This is a genomic window from Streptomyces violaceusniger Tu 4113 (assembly GCF_000147815.2).
GTDB lineage: Bacteria > Actinomycetota > Actinomycetes > Streptomycetales > Streptomycetaceae > Streptomyces > Streptomyces violaceusniger_A.
Genome location: NC_015957.1, coordinates 8,222,821 through 8,238,192, shown reverse-complemented (window position 1 = coordinate 8,238,192; position 15,372 = coordinate 8,222,821). Strand labels below are relative to the sequence as shown.

At 71.5% G+C, this 15,372-nt stretch carries 16 protein-coding genes and 1 riboswitch; of the genes, 5 read left to right on the top strand and 11 right to left on the bottom strand.

Annotated elements, in window-relative coordinates; genetic code table 11:
* Positions 1-22 precede the first annotated feature (22 nt).
* The 3 genes from STRVI_RS33680 to STRVI_RS33675 form a co-directional block, all read right to left on the bottom strand.
* Positions 23-2,032 carry a phenazine-specific anthranilate synthase component I gene (locus STRVI_RS33680; protein WP_014060044.1) on the bottom strand — a complete coding sequence of 670 codons (2,010 nt, stop codon included), beginning with the start codon at positions 2,030-2,032 and terminating at the stop codon, positions 23-25.
* 95 nt (positions 2,033-2,127) lie between these two features.
* Positions 2,128-2,184, bottom strand: a complete 57-nt coding sequence (locus STRVI_RS56200) for a trp operon leader peptide (RefSeq protein ID WP_106516695.1) — start codon at positions 2,182-2,184, stop codon at positions 2,128-2,130.
* Between the two features lie 34 nt (positions 2,185-2,218).
* A complete protein-coding gene (locus tag STRVI_RS33675) occupies positions 2,219-2,806 on the bottom strand; it encodes a Uma2 family endonuclease (protein WP_014060043.1) in 588 nt (195 codons plus the stop codon).
* A 184-nt stretch (positions 2,807-2,990) separates the two neighbouring features.
* On the opposite strand from STRVI_RS33675, the gene STRVI_RS33670 reads away from it, so the two are divergent.
* Together STRVI_RS33670 and STRVI_RS33665 are read left to right on the top strand one after the other, a co-directional pair.
* Positions 2,991-4,340 carry a class II 3-deoxy-7-phosphoheptulonate synthase gene (locus tag STRVI_RS33670; protein WP_043240684.1) on the top strand — a complete coding sequence of 450 codons (1,350 nt, stop codon included), beginning with the start codon at positions 2,991-2,993 and terminating at the stop codon, positions 4,338-4,340.
* Between the two features lie 148 nt (positions 4,341-4,488).
* Positions 4,489-4,782, top strand: coding sequence for a (2Fe-2S)-binding protein (locus tag STRVI_RS33665; protein WP_014060041.1), 294 nt, complete (start codon positions 4,489-4,491; stop codon positions 4,780-4,782).
* Between the two features lie 43 nt (positions 4,783-4,825).
* Here STRVI_RS33665 and bfr read toward each other — a convergent pair whose 3' ends face one another.
* Positions 4,826-5,341: a bacterioferritin gene (bfr, locus tag STRVI_RS33660; RefSeq protein WP_014060040.1), complete on the bottom strand. Its 516-nt coding sequence runs from the start codon at positions 5,339-5,341 to the stop codon at positions 4,826-4,828.
* 158 nt (positions 5,342-5,499) lie between these two features.
* On the opposite strand from bfr, the gene STRVI_RS33655 reads away from it, so the two are divergent.
* Entirely contained in the window at positions 5,500-6,123 is a 624-nt protein-coding gene (locus STRVI_RS33655; protein WP_014060039.1) for a sulfite oxidase-like oxidoreductase, read from the top strand.
* A gap of 50 nt (positions 6,124-6,173) precedes the next feature.
* On the opposite strand, the gene STRVI_RS33650 is transcribed toward STRVI_RS33655, so the two are convergent.
* The 7 genes from STRVI_RS33650 to thiO all read right to left on the bottom strand — a co-directional run bounded on the left by STRVI_RS33650 (position 6,174) and on the right by thiO (position 12,977).
* Positions 6,174-6,683, bottom strand: coding sequence for a DUF4396 domain-containing protein (locus STRVI_RS33650; RefSeq protein ID WP_014060038.1), 510 nt, complete (start codon positions 6,681-6,683; stop codon positions 6,174-6,176).
* An 82-nt stretch (positions 6,684-6,765) separates the two neighbouring features.
* Positions 6,766-7,650, bottom strand: coding sequence for a deoxyribonuclease IV (locus STRVI_RS33645; RefSeq protein WP_014060037.1), 885 nt, complete (start codon positions 7,648-7,650; stop codon positions 6,766-6,768).
* A gap of 267 nt (positions 7,651-7,917) precedes the next feature.
* Positions 7,918-9,858 (bottom strand): Stk1 family PASTA domain-containing Ser/Thr kinase, encoded by a 1,941-nt coding sequence (gene pknB / locus STRVI_RS33640; RefSeq protein ID WP_014060036.1) that lies wholly within the window; start codon positions 9,856-9,858, stop codon positions 7,918-7,920.
* An 87-nt stretch (positions 9,859-9,945) separates the two neighbouring features.
* A complete protein-coding gene (locus STRVI_RS33635) occupies positions 9,946-10,404 on the bottom strand; it encodes an SRPBCC domain-containing protein (RefSeq protein WP_014060035.1) in 459 nt (152 codons plus the stop codon).
* Between the two features lie 301 nt (positions 10,405-10,705).
* Positions 10,706-11,596 carry a thiazole synthase gene (locus tag STRVI_RS33630; RefSeq protein ID WP_014060034.1) on the bottom strand — a complete coding sequence of 297 codons (891 nt, stop codon included), beginning with the start codon at positions 11,594-11,596 and terminating at the stop codon, positions 10,706-10,708.
* Positions 11,597-11,604: 8 nt separating this feature from the next.
* On the bottom strand, positions 11,605-11,805 hold the full coding sequence (thiS, locus tag STRVI_RS33625; RefSeq protein ID WP_014060033.1) for a sulfur carrier protein ThiS: 201 nt from the start codon (positions 11,803-11,805) through the stop codon (positions 11,605-11,607).
* Complete coding sequence (thiO, locus tag STRVI_RS33620; protein WP_014060032.1) at positions 11,802-12,977, bottom strand: glycine oxidase ThiO; 1,176 nt, start codon at positions 12,975-12,977, stop codon at positions 11,802-11,804. The genes thiS and thiO overlap by 4 nt, the downstream gene beginning before the upstream one ends.
* Before the next feature lie 57 nt (positions 12,978-13,034).
* A riboswitch (TPP riboswitch) is annotated at positions 13,035-13,148 on the bottom strand.
* 426 nt (positions 13,149-13,574) lie between these two features.
* On the opposite strand from thiO, the gene STRVI_RS33615 reads away from it, so the two are divergent.
* On the top strand, positions 13,575-14,756 hold the full coding sequence (locus tag STRVI_RS33615; protein WP_014060031.1) for an NAD(P)/FAD-dependent oxidoreductase: 1,182 nt from the start codon (positions 13,575-13,577) through the stop codon (positions 14,754-14,756).
* Positions 14,757-14,858: 102 nt separating this feature from the next.
* Positions 14,859-15,224, top strand: a complete 366-nt coding sequence (locus STRVI_RS33610; RefSeq protein ID WP_014060030.1) for an Rv2175c family DNA-binding protein — start codon at positions 14,859-14,861, stop codon at positions 15,222-15,224.
* Positions 15,225-15,372: the final 148 nt, after the last annotated feature.

The window sequence follows — 15,372 nt, the reverse complement described above, 5'->3', positions numbered from 1 at the left end:
GCCCTGCGGGCCGGTGGGCCCTTCAGACCAGCACGGCCGCCAGCAACTCCGCCACCAGCGCCGCCCCGTCCCGCGACAGCACCGACTCCGGGTGGAACTGCACACCGGCGAAGCCCGGTCCGCGCAGCGCGTGCACCTCGCCGGTCACCGGATCCCGGCTCAGCTCCACCTGGTGCATCGCCAGCTCCGTCTGGGCCGCCTCGTCGCAGCGCGCCGTGAAGGTGTTGTAGAAGCCGACGGTCTCCTCGCGCCCGAAGAAGTCGATCCGCTCCTGCGCGCCCTGGAACGGCACGTCCTTGCGCACGATCTCCAGCCCCAGCTCGGCCGCGATCAGCTCGTTCCCCAGGCACACCCCCAGCAGCCCGTGCCGGTGCCCGGCCACCAGCTCGGCGGTCAGCGCCCGCAGGAACCGCATCTTGGGGTCGGCCGGGTCGCAAGGGTCGCCCGGCCCGGGGCCGAGCACCACGGGCCCCTGATGCGCCAGCGCCGCCTCCCGCACCCCCGGCTCGTCGTACCGCCGCACCGTCACGGTCAGCCCCGAGGTGCGCAGCAGATGCGCGAGCATCGCGGTGAACGTGTCCTCGGCGTCGATCACCAGGGCATGTCCCGACAGCCCTCCGGCCGCGGGCCCGTCCGTCGACGACGGGGTCTGCTGCATCCGCAGCCAGAACGGCGCCAGGTCCGCCCGCCGCGCGTCCAGCGCCGCCCGCACCCGCGGATCGTCCGCGAGCCGGGGCCGCGGGCCCTGTCCCTCCGGCCGTACGGGCGCCGGGCGCACCCCGAGCGCGGTCAGCACCCCGGCGGCCTTGGCGTGCGTCTCGGCCACTTCGCCGTGCGGGTCCGAGTGGCGGACGAGCGTCGCGCCGACCGCCACCTTCAGCGATCCCCCGGGGTCGATGTCGGCGGTGCGGATCAGGATCGGCGAGTCCAGGGTCTGCGCGCCGCCGCCGTCCCGTCCGATCAGCGCGAGCGCCCCGGCGTAGTAGCCGCGCCCGGCCCCGTCCGGCCCGAGGGGCTCGTAGCGCTCGATCACCCGGCAGGCGTTCTGCACCGGCGACCCGGTGACCGTCGCGGCGAACATCGTCTCGCGGAGCACCTCCCGGACGTCGAGCGAGGAGCGGCCGCGCAGCTCGTACTCGGTGTGCGCGAGATGCGCCATCTCCCTGAGCCGGGGCCCGATCACCGTCCCGCCCATGTCGCCGACGGTGCACATCATCTTCAGCTCCTCGTCCACGACCATGGACAGCTCCTCCACCTCCTTACGGTCGTGCAGGAACTCCAGCAGCCCCTCCGGGCTCGCCCCGCTCTCGGGGTAGCGGTACGTCCCGCTGATCGGGTTCATCACGACCGTGCCCGCCCGTCGCCCACCACCACCCTCGACCGAGAGCGCTTCGCGCTCGCCCCTCCCACCCGACATCCGCACATGCACCTCGGGGCTGGCCCCCACCAGCGTCCGGCCGTCCGCCAGCCGCACCACATACGTCCAGTAGGCGCCCCGCTCACCGGCCAGCAGCCGCCGGAAGAGCGCGAGCGCGTCGCTGCTGCCGAAGCCCGGGATCTCGCCCCGGAACGTCCGCCGGATGACGAAGTTGGCGCCCTCGCCGGTGCCGATCTCCTCCTCGAGGACCCGGCTCACGATGGACGCGTACGCGTCGTCGTCCACGTCGAACGCCCCGTCCTCGACCCGCACCCGGTGCGCGGGCAGCGCCTCCAGCGTCTCGGCGAGCGGCAGCTCGTAAGTCTCCCGCGGGAGCAGTACGGCCAGCGGCGTCCCGTCGTCGCGCACCTCGAACCCCCGCTCGCGGATCTGCCGGAACGGCACCAGCGCGAGGGCGTCCGCCACCGGTGCGCCGTCCTTCGGCGTGCCGGTCGGCAGCGGGATGTCGGTCAGCCGCTCCACCTCGCCGACCGGGCCGAGCAGCACCTCGACGGTGTCGGGTGCCCGGCCCGGGGTGCGTCGGTGCAGCAGGGCGAAGGGCGGCGCGTCGTCGGCGAGCAGCCGCGCGACGACGGCCTCAGCGGTGTGGTGCATGGCGGATGGTTCCTTCCGGAATGAGGAACGACCCGCGGAAACGCCGAAGGCCGCCCCTCGGGCGGCCTTCGCGAGATCTTGGGGGAGTGCGCGATTCAGTGGGCCGCCGGATGAGCGGTCCACCACCAGGTCATGGTCAGTCGCGCGAACATGCAGTGGACTTTACCTCAGGGGCGGGGCATGGGGTCAGGTGGAGCGCCTGCCGATGATGGTGAGGTCGATGTCCACCGTGAAGGGCGCCGTGATCGCGAGCTTGTCATGGTGGATTCCGGTCAGGGAGAAGCACTCCGTGGCCGGGTCGCGCTCGTAGGTGTATACGACGGTGCGGCCCTCGTCGTTCTCCACCCGCCAGTAGTGGCGGATGCCGGCCTTCGCGTATTTCCGTGGCTTGGTGTCGCGGTCCCGCTCCTCCGAGTCGGGCGACACGGCTTCGACGGCCAGCACGACGTCTTTCGGCAGGTAGAACGTGGCTGGCTCGTCGCGCTCGTACGCCTCATCGGTCACCACGATGACGTCCGGCTCGGGAGCCTGGCGCTTGGCGAGGCGCACGGTCATCTCCCGATCGGCCCGCAAACCGTCCGGGGCCTGCTGGTCCAGCTCTCTGACCAGCAGATTGATCACCCGGCTGTGCCATTTTTGCTGCGGGCGCACGAAGACGAGACTCGCGTCGATGAGCTCGGTGTGTGGAGGAACTCCGGGCAGCCGCAGAAGATCTTCGGCGGTGAAGCCGCCAGGAGGCGGGATCACCCAGTCGGGCAGCGGCTCGGCACTCATGGGGCGAGAGTACGCGGCGGGAGGGCTGTCGCGGGGCCGGAGTTGGCCGGTCCGGCGGCCGAGCCGAAGTCTTCGAATGCGGTGGGAAGAGGGCGGGGCCGGGCGCGTCCATGGCGTGGTGGAAGATGTCTCACCCTGTGGGCAACCGGCTGGACGGCCGTGGAGACCCCGTAACCTTGTGCGGGTGACCGTGAACGCTGAAACCCACGCCGGTGGCCACACCTGGCAGTCTCTTCCCGCGGCGCAGCAGCCCGACTGGCCGGACCGAGCGGCTCTGCGCGATGTGATCGCTGAGCTTGAGTCCTATCCGCCGCTCGTCTTCGCGGGCGAGTGCGACGCGCTGCGGCACCGCCTGGGGGCCGTGGCGCGGGGCGAGGCGTTTCTGCTGCAGGGCGGGGACTGCGCCGAGGCTTTCGACGGCGTGGGCGCCGACCAGATCCGTAACAAGCTGAAGACGCTCCTGCAGATGGGCGCCGTGCTGACCTACGCCGGGTCCGTCCCGGTGGTGAAGGTGGGCCGGATCGCCGGGCAGTACAGCAAGCCGCGCTCCAAGCCGACCGAGACCCGCGACGGGGTGACCCTGCCCACATACCGTGGCGACTCCGTCAATGGATTCGAGTTCACCCCCGAGGCGCGGATCCCGGACCCGCAGCGGCTGAAGCGGATGTACCAGGCGTCGGCCTCGACGCTGAACCTGGTGCGTGCCTTCACCACCGGCGGCTACGCCGACCTGCGCCAGGTGCACGCCTGGAACCAGGACTTCGTGAAGTCGTCGCCGTCGGGCCAGCGCTACGAGGCGCTGGCGCGCGAGATCGACCGGGCGCTGTCCTTCATGAACGCCTGCGGGGTGGACCCGGAGGAGTTCAAGACCGTCGAGTTCTTCTCCTCGCACGAGGCGCTGATCCTGGACTACGAGACGGCGCTGACCCGCACCGACTCCCGCACTGGTGAGCTGTACGACGTGTCCGGGCACATGGTCTGGATCGGCGAGCGCACCCGGCAGCTTGACGGGGCGCATATCGAGTTCGCCTCGAAGGTCCGCAACCCGGTGGGTGTGAAGCTGGGTCCGACGACCACGCCGGAAGAGGCGCTGTCGCTGATCGAGCGGATCGACCCGGACCGCGAGCCGGGCCGGCTGACCTTCATCACCCGCATGGGCGCGGACAAGGTCCGCGACAAGCTGCCCAACCTGGTGGAGAAGGTGACCGCCTCCGGTGCGCAGGTCGTCTGGGTCTGCGACCCGATGCACGGCAACACCTTCGAGGCGGCCTCCGGGCACAAGACCCGCCGCTTCGACGATGTGCTGGACGAGGTCAAGGGCTTCTTCGAGGTCCACAAGGAGCTCGGCACCCATCCGGGCGGCATCCATGTGGAGCTGACCGGCGATGATGTCACCGAGTGCGTGGGCGGCGGCGACGAGATCTTCGTCGATGATCTGCACCAGCGCTACGAGACGGCGTGCGACCCGCGGCTCAACCGCAGCCAGTCGCTGGACCTGGCGTTCCTGGTGGCGGAGATGTACCGGCACCAGTGAGGGTCATCCGGTAGAGATCATAAAGACGCAGGTGGGGCGCGGATCACAACGATCCGCGCCCCTTGTCCGTTGTGAGGCTCCGGCGCGGCGGGTAAGGTAAGGGTTACCTCACTGATCAACGCCACCGCTGGAGAGCTGGAGAGAGCCCGTGTACGTCTGCTCATGCTTCGGCATCACCGAGCAGCAGGTGCGTCAGCACGCGGAAACGGGCGCGTGCACCCCGCGCCAGATCGCCGGTGCCTGCAAGGCGGGCACGGACTGCGGATCGTGCGTGCGGAAGATCCAGGCGCTGCTGGGCCGCGGCGCGTGCCCCCGGCGCGAGGCGCTGGACCCGGTCGTCCTGACGACGGCCACGGCGACGACGGCCACAGTGGCGCCGACCGCGGCGACGGCTGTCGCTGCCGCTTCCGTCCCGGCGCCTGCGGCGGCCGAGGCGGCCTGACCGGCGGCCCGGCCCGGTCGCTCCGGGCTCAGTGGCTCCGGGCTCAGTGGCACTTCCCGGAGTAGGTACCCCCGCCGTGATCGTCGCTGGGCTGCTCGATCTGCTGGGCGATATAGAGGGCCTCGCCGAGCTTTTCGATCAGCTCGAGCTGCGTGTCGAGATAGTCGATGTGGAGTTCCTCGTCGGCGAGGATGTACTCGAAGAGATTGGCCGAGGTGATGTCGCCCTTGGACCGCATCAGCTCGATGCCCCGCTTGAGGCGATCGATCGCCTCGACCTCCACCTGCCGGTCGGCCTGGAACATCTCGGTCGCCGTCTGGCCCACCCGGACATGGAAGAGCCGCTGGTAATTGGGCAGGCCATCCAGGAGGAGGATCCGGTCGGTGAGAAGCTCCGCATGCTTCATCTCATCGAAAGACTCCGACCGGGTGTATTTGGCAAGCCGAGTCCAGCCAAAGTGGTCCTGCATCTTTGAGTGCAGAAAGTACTGATTGATGGCGGTCAGCTCGCCGGTCAGCTGCTCGTTGAGGAACTCGAGGACCTCGGGGTCACCCTGCATCGGAGGGGCTCCTTCCAATCCGATCGGGAACGGCAGGTTCCGCGCATCGTGTCACCGCGCCTGTTGGGGCGTCCAGTAAGTGCACGCTTAGTACGAGTTGTACCCGTCTCTGATGCCCTGGTCACGACCACCCCCGGCGGTCTGAGACCATGGAGCCCATGGGTCAGTCGGAAAGCCGCGAGGGGGAGCTCGCGAAGCTGCCCCCTGGGCAGCGACTGCAGCGCGGTTGGCCGGTTACGCACTATGGGCCGGTCCCGAAGTTCAGGCCGGAGCGATGGGAGTTCCGAGTCTTCGGCGCCACGGCGGACGGCGATAAACACTGCTGGACGCATGAAGAGTTTTCGGCGCTGCCGTACTCGACGGTCGTGGCCGATCTGCACTGCGTCACCAAATTCAGCATGCTCGGCGCCGAATGGGGCGGGGTGTCCGCGCTGGAGATCGTGGAGCTCGCGCCGCCGGCGCCCGATGTCACCCACGTGATGGTGTGGGCGGAATACGGCTTCAGCTCGAATCTGCGCCTGACGGACTTCATGGCCGAGACCACGATTTTCGCGACGCACAAGGACGGGGAGCCGCTCACCGCCGAGCACGGTTTTCCGGCGCGGCTGGTGGTGCCCCATCTCTACGCCTGGAAGGGCCCGAAATGGGTGCGCGGCGTGGAGTACATGACCGCCGACCGCCGCGGCTTCTGGGAAGAGCGCGGCTACCACAACGTCGGCGACCCGTGGGCGGAGCAGCGCTACTCCTACCAGGAGGAGCCGGGCGACGGCCCGGAGTTCTAGTCCGGGCCGCCGCCGGATCGCGATGTTGACGGTGCTGCCGTGTTTCGCGGTCAGTGGTACTGGTGGACCACCGCATGCCCCTTGCCCCGCGCGATCATCCACTTGTTGACCGGCGTGGTGAGCAGGAACGCCACCACGAACGACAGGGCCAGGCTGAGCCAGAAGAGCGCGTCCGACAACGTCGCGTCCATCGCGCCGGGGAAGAGGGCGATCGTTCCGTTGTCGGCCAGTTCCATGATCGTGATCGATGCGGTGTCGGCCGCCAGGGCCACCCGCAGCGCGCTGCGCACATCGAGCCCCGCCCGCAGCACGCCCCGCATGGTCAGGGAGTAGCCGAAGACGAAGGCGAGCGCGATGGCCAGGACCATGGTCGGGACGTTGTGCCAGGCCAGGGCCGTGCCGATGGCCATGCCCGCGATCTCGCCGATGGCGCAGCCGGTGAGGCAGTGCAGGGTGGCCTGGGCGGCCATCGACCAGCTCGTCGCGCCCTTACGGTGGTCATGGTGTCCATGGCGCTCGTGAGGTCCGCTCCGCGTGTGCTCATGCTGCCGCATGTCCATACCCCCAGCGGTGATCGGTGATCGGTCGATCCCGTCCAACGTTATACCCCCTAGGGGTATTCCTCCATGGGTCGGGCTCTTCTCAGGCCACCACGGCGCGCAGCTCCTTCAGCCGGGCCACATCCACCGCATGCCCCTCCGTACCGTCCGGTCCGCCCGGCGTCTCGATCACCAGCGGCACCCCGTCCGTCGCGGGGTGGCTGAACAGCTCGCGGAACGGCTCCGCCCCGATATGCCCTGCGCCGATGTTCGCGTGCCGGTCCTTGTGGGCGCCGACCACGTCCTTGGAGTCATTGGCGTGGATCAGCTTGAGCCGCCCCTCACCGGCGACGGCGACCAACTCGTCCAGGGTCTGCTTCATACCGCCCGGGGCGGCGAGGTCATGGCCGGCCGCGAACACATGGCAGGTGTCCAGGCAGACACCGAGCCGGGGATGCCGGTCGAGCGCCTCGACGTACGGGCCCAGGTCCTCCACCAGAGCGCACAGCGAGGTGCCCTGCCCGGCGGTCGGCTCCAGCAGCAGCCAGGGGTCGTCGTCCCGGGTCAGCTCGTCCAGCAGCGGCAGCATCCGCTCCCGCACCTGTGCGATCGCGGTGGCCCGCGCGCGTCCCCCGGTCGCCGAGCCGGTGTGGACGACGACGCCGAGCGCACCGATCTCCCGGCCGCGCCGGAGCGAATGACGCAGGGACTCCACGGAGCGGTCCGCCGTGGCCTCGGTGTGCGAACCGAAGTTGATCAAGTAGGGGGCGTGGACATACGCCGGTATCGACCGCTCGGCGCAGGCGGCGCGGAACGCCTCGTCCTGGGCGGGCGTACCGGCCGGGGTGGCCCAGCCGCGCGGATTGGCGACGAAGACCTGGACGGTCTCGGCGCCGATGCCGGCGGCGTGCGTCAGACCGACGGTGGCGAGGCCACCGGCCACACGGATATGGCCACCGATGGGATTGCGGATGCGATGCGTACTCACATACCCAAGGTTCCCCCATGTTTCGAGGCTCGGTTCGCCTCCGGGGCGCCTCAGTCTCGCCCAGCTACCGCTGGGAGGTGCGCCCCCTGAGAAGCTGCTCGACTTCTGGCTGGAGCGGGTCAGCTTCGGCTGACCGCCTGGGGCCAGGGGCCAGGGGCAAGCTGCCGGACGGATCGCGGATCGCGCTCGCCGTCCAGCAGCCGCAAGGCCGCTGTTCAGGGGCCCTGGAAGGCCCCCAGAAGCAGGGGGCTCTGGAAGCAGGGGGCCCTAGAAGACCCCGCCCTTGATCTTGATGGTGATCGTGCTCCCCTTGGGCGCCTCGTCCCCGCCGTGCACCGACTGGTCCTGCACCTTGTCCCCGGGGAACAGCAGCGCCTTCTCCACGTTCACCTTGAAGCCGGCTTCCTCGAGCTGCGCCTTGGCGTCGTCGGCCGTCATACCCGTGACGTCCGGCACCTCGATCATCTGCACGCCCTTGGAGACGGTCAGCGTCACCGTATCGCCCTTGGCGCCCTCTCCGTTTCCCCCTCCCGCGGGGGACTGCTCGGCGACCGAGCCCTTGTCCTCCTCGGAGAACACCTGCCGGTCGGCGATCTTCACCTTGAAGCCCTCGTCCTCCAGCTTGGACCGGGCCTCGTCGACCGAATCGCCCACCACGTCCGGGATGCCGACCGGCTGGCCCTTGCTGACCACGATCGACACCGGCGTCTCGGGGCGCCGCACGGAGCCGGAGACCGGGCTGGTGGAGAGGATCGAGTCCTGGGCCGTCTCACTGCTGAAGCGGCGGATGACCTTGCCGATCGTCAGCCCCTGGTCCGCGATCTTCCGCTTGGCCTCGGCCAGTGGCATGCCCACCACATTGGGCACCTCGGCCCGCGGCGGCCCCTGGGAGACCCGGATGGTCACGGTGCCGGTGTCGCGGACGCGCTCGCCCGGGCCGGGCTTGGAGCCGATGACCTTGCCCTTGGGGATGACATCGCTGAACTCGTTGACGACCTTCACATCGAGCCCGGCGCCGTGCAGCTTCTTCGCCGCCTCCGCCTGGGTCTTCCGCAGCACCGGCGGGACCTCGGTGAACTGGCCGGCGCTGATGTACCAGACACCGGCGGCGAGGGCGATCGCCAGCACCACCGCGGCGACGATCGTCATGATCCCGCGGCGCGACATCCGGCCCCGGCCGCTCCGGCCATGCCCCTGCTGTCGAGGCGGTTCCGGCGGCAGCTCCAGCCGGCTGGTGTGGTTGAGCAGCTCCTGCTCGTCGTCGACGGCCGCCGCCGGGCGCGGAATCACCGTCGTACGGTTCTCGGCGCCGGCCGAGGTGTCCTCCCTGGCCTGCGGGGGCACCGCGTCCAACTGGTCGTCGGTCAGCGCGGCCCGCACCGCGCGGGTCGCGCTCAGCAGCGCGACGGCGTCGACCGGGCGCCCCTCGGCCGCGCGCGCGGTGGCCGAGGCGACCAGCGCGTCCAGCTCCGGGGCGACCCCGGGCGCGAGGGCGGACGGCGGCGGGACGTCCTCGTTCAGATGCTGGTAGAGGACCTGCGCCGGGGTGCTGCCGCCGTGCGGCTTGGAGCCGGTCAGCATCTCGTACAGCACCACACCGCAGGCGTAGACATCGGCGCGGGGGTCGGCCGTGCCGTGCTCGATCTGCTCGGGCGCGAGATACGACACGGTGCCGAGGACAGTACCGGTGGAGGCGCTGGTGTTGGTGTCCACCGCCCGGACCAGGCCGAAGTCGGCGACCTTGACCCGGCCGTCGTCCCCGATCAGCACGTTCTCGGGCTTCATGTCGCGGTGGACGAAACCGGCGCGGTGGGCCGCCCCGAGCGCGGCCAGCACCGGCTCCAGGATGTCCAGCGCGGCGCGCGGATGCAGCGCCCCGCGCCCGCGGAGCACATCGCGCAGGGTGCAGCCCGCGACGTATTCCATGGCCAGATAGACATGGCCGCCGTCTGCTCCCTGGTCGTAGACGGCGACCACATTGGCGTGCGCGAGTCTCGCGACGGACTTCGCCTCACGGATGAAGCGGTCGACGAAGGCGGCGTCGGAGGCGAGGCTCTGGTGCATCACCTTCAGGGCGAGCACACGGTCCAGCCGGGTGTCGACGGCCCGGTAGACCGTCGCCATCCCGCCAACGGCGATCCGCGCCTCAACGCGGTAGCGGCCGTCGAGCTCCTGCCCGACGAGGGGGTCCTGGAGGGTCGTATCCACGGGGGAAGTCTACGAGGCATCGATCTGAGCCATGACCGCCCGCCCCAGGTGGGGCGGGTACTGCAGCGGAACGGTGACACCGGCGGGTCAGTTGTGCGACGCGGCGGCGATCGCGGCCAGCTCCTCGAGCGCGGAGGTCCAGGACAGCGTGGCGTACTCGGCGTGCTTGGCCTTGGCGTCGTCGGGGACGGCCAGGGCGCGGATACCGCTCTCCGCCAGCCGCAGCCGGGTGCCCTGCCCCTCGGGGGAGAGCGCGAACTCCACCAGAGTCGCCTTCCCGGGGTCCGAGGGCGCGTGATCGGGTTCCAGGGCCAGCCGGAAGCGGAAGAGCGTGTCGGGGACCGCCCGCTCGACCTGACCGTGGAACTCTCCGTATTCGTCCCACCGGAACCGGAGCCTCCCACCGGGGTGCGGATCGATCTCGCAGCCGCCGGGGGCGTACCAGACGCGAATGTGCTCGGGCGTCGTCAGCACCCGCCACACCCGGTCGATCGGCGCCGGTACATACACCTCGCGCTCGATCCGGTCGTCCACGGTCACGGTCACGTCGACCACCTCCGCGCTGTGCGCTGCTCCCTCCATCCACGGTAGAGGGCCGCGCCGGGCCGTCAATCCAGCCCCTCCGGCGTTTGAGGAGCGGGGTCCGGAGCGGATCCCCGGCGGGCATCGAGGGGGCGGAGCCCTTTCGTTTCGGGAAGGGGCGGGGTGGGGGGCCACCCGCCGCGGGGTGGGGGGCCACCCGCCGGAGACGCCCACAGCCCGGACGTCGGGTCTGGGCGGGGTCTGGCCGGGGCCCGGGGCCCGGGCCCGGACGCGGGGCTGGCGGATGTCGTGCCCGGACGGGGCCCTAGCCGAACGCCGGGCGCTCGGGGTCCAGGGCCGCCAGGCCCTCTGCCGGGCTCGACGCCTCGGCGAAGTGGCGGCGCGGGATCCGGCCCGCCCGGTGGGCCAGCCGGCCCGCCTCCACCGCGTGCCGCATCGCCCGCGCCATCAGCTCCGGCTCCTGGGCCCGGGTGACGGCCGAGGCGAGCATCACCGCCGCGCACCCCAGCTCCATGGCCAGCGCGGCGTCGGACGCCGTGCCCGCGCCCGCGTCCAGGATCACCGGCACGGTGGCGCGCTCGGTGATCAACTGGAAGTTGTGCGGATTGCGGATGCCGAGACCGGAGCCGATCGGGGAGCCGAGCGGCATGATCGCGGCACAGCCGACGTCCTCCAGCTTCCGGGCCAGGATCGGGTCGTCATTGGTGTACGGGAGGACCGTGAAGCCGTCGTCGACCAGCGTCTCGGCGGCGTCCAGCAGCTCGATCGGATCGGGGAGCAGGGTGCGCTCGTCGGCGACCACCTCCAGCTTGACCCAGTCCGTGCCCAGGGCCTCCCGGGCGAGGCGGGCGGTGAGCACGGCCTCACCGGCGGTGAAACACCCGGCGGTGTTGGGGAGTGGGCGGATGCCGTGCCGGTTCAGTACGGAGAGCACCGACCCCTGCACCGTGGGGTCGAGCCGCCGCATCGCGACGGTCGTCAGCTCGGTGCCGGAGGCCAGCAGCGAGCGCTCCAGGATCTCCAGGCTGGGAGCGCCGCCGGTGCCCATGATCAGGCGGGAGCCGAAGTCGGTCCCGGCGATGGTGAGCGGGTCGGGGGTGGCGAGGGGCGCGCGGCCAGGGGCGTTCGGGGCGGTGGTGACGGGTGTGGCGGCAGTAGCGGCAGTAGCGGCCGTGGTGGTCGTGGTGGGAGCCATGGGTGGGGTCAGCCTCCTTGGACCGCGGTGAGGACCTCGACGCGATCACCGTCGCCGAGCGGGGTCGCGGGCCATTGGGTCCGTGGGACGACCGTCTCGTTGACGGCGGCGGCGACGCCCGAGGGCGCCTGGGTGAGGGTCGCGACAAGCCGGTCGAGGGTGGTCCCGTCCGGGACCTCGCGGGGCTCGCCGTTGACGGAGACGGTCATGGGTGCTGCTCCTGTGCTGGGGAGGGTGTGGCTGCGGGGGCCGCGAAGCGCCGCGGGGTGAACGGCCGGGCCTCCGGCGGGAGTTCTCCGCTCGTCAGCGCCTCGGCCATGACATCGCCGGTGATCGGGGTGAGCAGGACGCCGTTGCGGTGGTGGCCGGTGGCCAGCAGCAGCCCCGGCAGCGCGGTCGGGCCGAGCATCGGGGCGTTGTCGGGGGAGCCGGGGCGCAGCCCGGCGCAGGTCTCCACCAGCGGCAGTTCGGTGATGCCGGGCACCACCTCATGGGCGTCCCGCAGGAGTTCGTACACCCCGCCCGCGGTGACCGTGGTGTCCCAGCCCAGCTCCTCGCTGGTCGCGCCGATGACCAGCTCGCCGTTCTCGCGCGGCACCAGGTAGACCGGCCCGCCGCGCACCACGGCCCGTACGGTCCGGGAGAGGAACGGTGCGTACCGCTCGGGCACCGACAGCCGCAACACCTGCCCCTTGACGGGTCGTACGGGCGGCAGGACGTCGTCGGGAACGCCCGCGAGCCGTCCGCTGAGGCTGCCGCCGGCCAGTACGGTCCGCTCGGCGGCCAGGCGCGTACCCCCGGTCAGCTCGATCCCGGTGGCGCGGTCGCCGTCCAGCAACAGCCGCTCCGCACGGGCGCGGTGGAAGGCGACCCCGGCCCGCTCGCACGCGGTGAGCAGCGCCGCCGCCAGCCGTCGCGGGTCCACCTGGTTGTCGCCGGAGACGCGCAGCCCGCCGTGTACGCCCGGCGCGAGCATCGGTTCCAGTCGGCGGCATTCACGCCCCGTCAGCCACTCGGACTCCAGCCCGAGCCCCTGCTGGAACGTGTGGAGCTCGCGCAGATGGGCGCGGTCGTCGGCGTCGAACGCCACGGCGAGCGTGCCGCAAGAGCGGTGACCCACGTCCTGGCCGCTCGCCTCCTCCAGCTCGGCCACGAAGTCCGGATAGCGGTGCGCGGAGGCCAAGTTGAGCCCGAGCAGGGTCTGCTCGCCGTAGTGGAGCTCGGTGACGGCGGCCAGCATCCCCGCCGCCACCCAGGCGGCTCCGCCGCCGGGCGCCGGGTCGGCGAGGGCGGTGCGCAGCCCCCGCTGGGCCGCCCGCCAGGCCGTGACCAGGCCGATGATGCCGCCCCCGATGACGAGGACGTCGTACGGTCCGCCCACGGATGGTCGGTGGCCAAGCCCAGAGGTGTGTGGTCCGTCTTCGTGACCTGGTGCGTGCGTGGACACGCTGCCCCTCCCTTCGCCGGCATGACCCGGATCAGGTTCGTACGGTCGGAGGCCGTTTCAGCCTCCCTCTCAGCCCGGTACGTCCGGGCTCCCGCGAGTGCTCTGCCCCGCCACCCTAGTACGGGCCCGAATCGCCCGAAACCCCGACCACCCACCAGACCACCAGCCCCCACCGGGTTCCCACCCCACCCCCTCCAGCACCCCACCCGAGGCTCCGGGTTCCGTCCTTGGCAGTGGTGTAGGGGTTCTACCTGATCCGGGGGTCGGCGGAAGCCGAGCCGCACCCCGCCGGGAGCCGAGCCGCACCCCGCCGAAAACCAAGCGCACCCCCGCCGGAGCCACCCGGCCCCCAAGGACCCAAGACGGGCCAGACCCCCCCACCGCCCCACCCCTCTGTGCCCGAGATCTCCCCTCGCCCTCTGCGGTCCGCCCCACCAGCCGCAATACAGTGATCGTGTGAGCGATGAGACGACGACGAAGCCGTCCTCGAGCGGCGGCGGCGAACAGCGGGTGGTGATCGTCGGAGCGGGCATGGCGGGGGTGCAGACCGCCGTCGCGCTGCGCGAACAGGGCTGGGCGGGGGAGATCGTCCTGCTGGGCGCGGAGACCCACCAGCCCTACGACCGGCCGCCGCTGTCCAAGGCCGTGCTGCTCGGCAAGGCCGAGGGATCCACGCTCGACGTGGACTTCGCCGGGCTCGGCATCACGTTGCGGCTCGGCGTCCAGGTCACCGGGCTCCGTACGGACAAGCGGCTGGTCGAGACCGCGACCGGAGAGCTCCCGTACGACGTCCTGGTGATCGCCACCGGCGCCGAGCCGGTCCCGCTGCCGGGCAGCGAGGGCGTGCCCGGCGTCCATCTGCTGCGCACCCTGGACGACGCGGTGCGGCTGCGCCCGGTGCTCGCCCGGCAGCGCGAGATCGCGGTCGTGGGGGCGGGCTGGATCGGCGCGGAGTTCGCCACGGCGGCGCGCGAGGCGGGCTGCGCCGTGACCGTCGTCGAGGCCGCGGACCGGCCGCTGGCGGGCGCCCTCCCGGCCGAGGTCGCGGCCCCCATGGCGGCCTGGTACGAGGACTGCGGCGCCCGGCTGGTGACCGGCGCCCGGGTGGCCTCCGTGGACGAGAGCGGGCTGGTGCTCGGCGACGGCACCCGGCTGCTGGCGGGCGCGGTGGTCGTCGGGATCGGGGCCCGGCCGGCGACGGACTGGCTGGCGGGCTCGGGCGTGGAGCTGGCCGAGGACCGCTCCGTCGCCGCCGACGACCGGCTGCGCACCTCGGCGCCGGACGTCTACGCGGTCGGCGACTGCGCCTCCTTCCCGTCCGCCCGCTACGGCACGCGGCTGCTGGTGCACCACTGGGACAACGCGCTGCAGGGGCCGCGCACCGTCGCCGCCAATGTGGTGGGCAGCCGGACGGCGGCCCACTTCCCCGGCGCGGTCTACGACCCGGTGCCGTATTTCTGGTCCGAGCAGTTCGGGCGCTTCGTGCAGTACGCCGGGCACCATTCGGAGGCCGATGAACTGGTCTGGCGCGGCGATCCGGCCGGTGCCGCCTGGTCGGTGTGCTGGCTGCGCGAGGGCGCCCTGGTCGCCCTGCTGGCCGTCGGCCGTCCGCGCGATCTGGCCCAGGGGCGCAAGCTGATCGAGCGCGGTGCCCGGCTGGACCGGACGCGGGCCGAGGACCCGTCGGTGCCGCTGAAGTCGGCCGTCCGCTGACCGGCCGGCGGACTGCTGTGCGGGGCGTGTGGGACGGGCCGGGCGGCCCGCGCGGCGGACGCCCGGCTACCCACTGTCAGTCCCAGATGGCAGGCTTGTTCCGTGACCGAGATTGACGCAAAGATCGATGCTCTCGTCCCCGCCTGGCTCACCCTCCCCGATGTCGCCGAGCGACTCGGTGTAGAGGTGACGCGCGTCCGGCAGCTCGTCAAGGAGGGCCAGCTGATCGCGGTGCGCCGTGGCGAGAACAGGGTGCTTCAGGTGCCCGAGGAGTTCATCGCAGACGGAAAGGTCGTCAAGGGCCTCGTGGGGACCTTGACGCTGTTGAAGGACGACGGCTTCAGCGACGAAGAGATGCTGGAGTGGCTCTTCACCCCCGACCCGAGCCTGCCCGGCACCCCGGCACGGGCCCTGGGCGAGAATCGCGGTACGGAAGTGAAGCGGCGTGCGCAGGCGCTCGCCGTCTGACGCCGCTCCCGTCCAGCTTTCGGCGGCCTTCCGTACGGGGCTCCTACAGCGCCCGTACGGGGGGTGTACAGGGCTGGTCGCTCTCGCGTTTTCGCCGCCGTTGTCGCATGTAGTCGCCGTTTTCGCACGTCATCGCACGTAGTCGCGT

What these genes read in the sequence shown, in the direction of transcription:
- STRVI_RS33680 (WP_014060044.1), bottom strand. Translation starts at nt 2,032, where the DNA reads ATGCACCACACCGCTGAGGCCGTCGTCGCGCGGCTGCTCGCCGACGAC.
- STRVI_RS33675 (WP_014060043.1), bottom strand. Translation starts at nt 2,806, where the DNA reads ATGAGTGCCGAGCCGCTGCCCGACTGGGTGATCCCGCCTCCTGGCGGC.
- bfr (WP_014060040.1), bottom strand. Translation starts at nt 5,341, where the DNA reads ATGCAGGGTGACCCCGAGGTCCTCGAGTTCCTCAACGAGCAGCTGACC.
- STRVI_RS33655 (WP_014060039.1), top strand. Translation starts at nt 5,500, where the DNA reads ATGGGTCAGTCGGAAAGCCGCGAGGGGGAGCTCGCGAAGCTGCCCCCT.
- STRVI_RS33650 (WP_014060038.1), bottom strand. Translation starts at nt 6,683, where the DNA reads ATGGACATGCGGCAGCATGAGCACACGCGGAGCGGACCTCACGAGCGC.
- STRVI_RS33630 (WP_014060034.1), bottom strand. Translation starts at nt 11,596, where the DNA reads ATGGCTCCCACCACGACCACCACGGCCGCTACTGCCGCTACTGCCGCC.
- thiS (WP_014060033.1), bottom strand. Translation starts at nt 11,805, where the DNA reads ATGACCGTCTCCGTCAACGGCGAGCCCCGCGAGGTCCCGGACGGGACC.
- STRVI_RS33615 (WP_014060031.1), top strand. Translation starts at nt 13,575, where the DNA reads ATGGCGGGGGTGCAGACCGCCGTCGCGCTGCGCGAACAGGGCTGGGCG.